The organism is Nocardiopsis listeri, from assembly GCF_020741345.1.
Lineage (GTDB): Bacteria > Actinomycetota > Actinomycetes > Streptosporangiales > Streptosporangiaceae > Nocardiopsis > Nocardiopsis listeri_A.
In genome coordinates this window covers 1-2,685 of record NZ_DYZD01000215.1, presented here as the reverse complement: position 1 = coordinate 2,685, position 2,685 = coordinate 1, and the positions used below count along the sequence as shown (strand labels likewise).

At 67.3% G+C, this 2,685-nt stretch carries 2 protein-coding genes; both read left to right on the top strand.

Translation table 11 applies throughout. The features are described 5' to 3' along the window. The first annotated feature begins 190 nt into the window (after positions 1–190). The gene (locus K8V84_RS11555) at positions 191–601 is read left to right on the top strand and encodes a hypothetical protein (protein WP_304074046.1); all 411 of its coding nucleotides are present in this window, start codon (positions 191–193) and stop codon (positions 599–601) included. Then, a partial coding sequence (locus K8V84_RS11550; protein ID WP_304074044.1) for a caspase family protein occupies positions 601–2,685 on the top strand: 2,085 nt, incomplete at its 3' end. The genes K8V84_RS11555 and K8V84_RS11550, both read left to right, overlap by 1 nt.

Below are 2,685 nucleotides of genomic sequence, written 5' to 3'. Positions count from 1 at the left end.
CTTCTTCTCGTCTCTGAGTAGGAAATTCTGAGTAGGAAATCCTGGCCCCGGACGTGTGAAGCGTGACCGGATGCGGCCAAGGGGCGGAAGGCCCTGATACAACCGCACCCCGGTTGATAGAACCTGCGTGGCGGAGTGTCAGCGGGTCGTGACGGTACGGCCACCCGCCGAAGAACCGGAGAGTGTGCGGGTGCGGTCGAGCGAGCTGGTGACCAGGATCGACTTCGAGGACGACGTCACCGAGGAGGAAGCGGACCGGCACACCCGCGACCTGGTGCTCCTGTTGGAGGATCTGGACGTAGACGAGGTGCGCGCCGCGGAAGGCGAGGCCGTGCCGGGGACCAGGTCGGCGGACCCCGGGGTCCTCGCCGGAGCGGTACTGGTCAGCGGTGTGCTGCTCAAGCCCGTGCTCACGTCCCTGGTGTCCCTGGTGGGCTCTTGGCTGGAACAGAGCGAACAGAGGTCGGTCACGGTCGAACTGGAGGGTGCCAAGGTCACGGTGAAGGGGCGTGTCTCACCCAAGGACGTGGAAGCCTACGTTCACGCGCTTCGAGGCAACGCCGGAGGCTCCACGGTTGAGACCGTGAAGGAGGGCGCCTGATGCGCACAGCGATCCTCATCGGGGTCAACACCTACGAAGAACTCGAAGATCTGCGCTCACCCCGGGCCGACCTCAAGGCCCTGGAGCAGGTGCTCCAGGCCAACGGACACTTCGACCGGGTCTTGGTCCTTCCCGACCCCACCCGAAACCAGGCCATGGAGGCGCTCGAGGGGGTGCTGGGCGAGTGCCGCCCCGAGGATCTATTGTTCGTCTCGTTCTCCGGTCACGGGGTGAAGGACAGTCGTGGCCGATTGCACCTCGCCTTCCGGGATACACGGCTCAAACGTCTCCTGAGCACCGCGATCTCCGCCGAGGTCCTCAAACTCATGCTCCAGGATTCGCGGATGCGGAGCAAGGTGCTTCTGCTGGATTGCTGCTATGGCGGTGCCTTCGCCGATGGGTTCGCCACGCGTTCCGGCGAGGACGAGCACATCGACTTCGAGCGGGAGCTCAGCGACGGGGCGGGCACCTACGTCATCGCCGCGTCGGGGGCACTGGAGAAGGCCAGGGAGGGAGAGAACACTCGCGGAGTGAATCCCTCGCCCTTCACCTCGGCGGTCGTGCGCGGGTTGGCCGGCGCGGCCCCCGACACCAACGGTGACGGCTGGATCGACGCAGTGGAGCTCTACCAGTACGTCCACCGTGAGGTGGAGGACGTCGATACCCAGCGCGTCACGGCCTTCGCACTCGGGGTGCGGGGACAACTCGTCCTCGCGCGCCACGCGGGTTCGGCCACGGCCGCGAACCTGCCGGGAGGGACGGACAGGAGGGGACGGGCCTCCTCCGAGGGCACAAGTGAGGACGAGGGTGATCCGACCGGGCCGAGCGCCGCGCCGAAAACCCGGGCCGCCCACGAGGGTTGGCGCTGGGATTCCTACCTGGACTACCAGCGTGACTGTCTGTTGCGGCAGAGCGTGCTGCAACAGCTTCCCGACGCCGACGGGCGCGATGTGGTGGTCTGCGACATGGGCTCGGAGGTGTTGCTCAGCGGGTCCGCGGACCGCTGGCGACTGTCCGAGAGCGCCGAGAACCTCGCTCTGGAGGCGGCCAAGGAGCGGAGGCCGCTGCGCTACGGCTATCCGGCGGTGCTCTTCGACACCACGCGCTCCGAACGTGGTGGTGGGAGGCGCGCCAAACTCGCCCCGTTGTTCGTCCTGGACGTGGAGATGGTCGAGGAACAGAAGGAGCGCTTCCTGGTCCCGGTCGGCGAACCGGAGCTCAACCGGGAGCTGTTGCTCTCGGCCGCCGAGCTCGACGAGGCCGACATCGAGGAGCTCGTCGACTGGTTCCAAGTGGACTGGACAGGGCGAGGTGTCTCCGGGCTGGCGGACAAGGCGCGCGCGGTCTGTGCCCGATTGAACCTGGATCGCGTCGATGACCTGGTTCCGGGCGAACTGAACAGCGAACCGGACGTGCGGCGTGGCGCGCGAAGGGGCGCGCAGAACGCCGCCGTGTTGTACCGGGGAGATCCGGCCGGGGCGGCCGTCAAACAGCTCGTCGGTGACCTGGACCATCGCAAGGGCAACGCGATCAGGATCGAGACCATCGCGGACACGGCACTCGGGGTGCTCGCCGAACCCCGTCGGATCATCCAGGAACAAGGCTCGGTGACGCCGGTGGTCACCGGCCTCAGCAACGCGGCGCAGGAGGAGATCCTGGCGTCGGCGATGAGCCGGACCCTGACCGTTGCCACCGGGGCGCCGGGCACCGGCAAGACCGAGCTCATCACCTCCGTCGTCACCACCGCGGTGGTGGCCGGCCAGTCCGTGCTCGTGGCCTCCACCAACAACACCGCCGTGGACGAGGTCGTCGGCAAGGTCAATCGTCTCGGCTCCCATGCCGACCTGGTGGTGCGCACCGGCAACCAGGAGAAACGGGGGAACGAACGCGACATCCTCAACGGGTTGATCGCGGCGGAGTGGGACAGCGTTGACGTCCATACCGCGCATGAGCGCCTGTCCATGCGGCAGCGGAGGCTTCTCACGGCGCAGGAGGACCTGGCCGCCGTGGAGGAGACCGAACGGCGTCTGACGATGTTGGCCGACACTCGCCGTAGGCAGATCGAGGAACTGCCTGGGGGACTG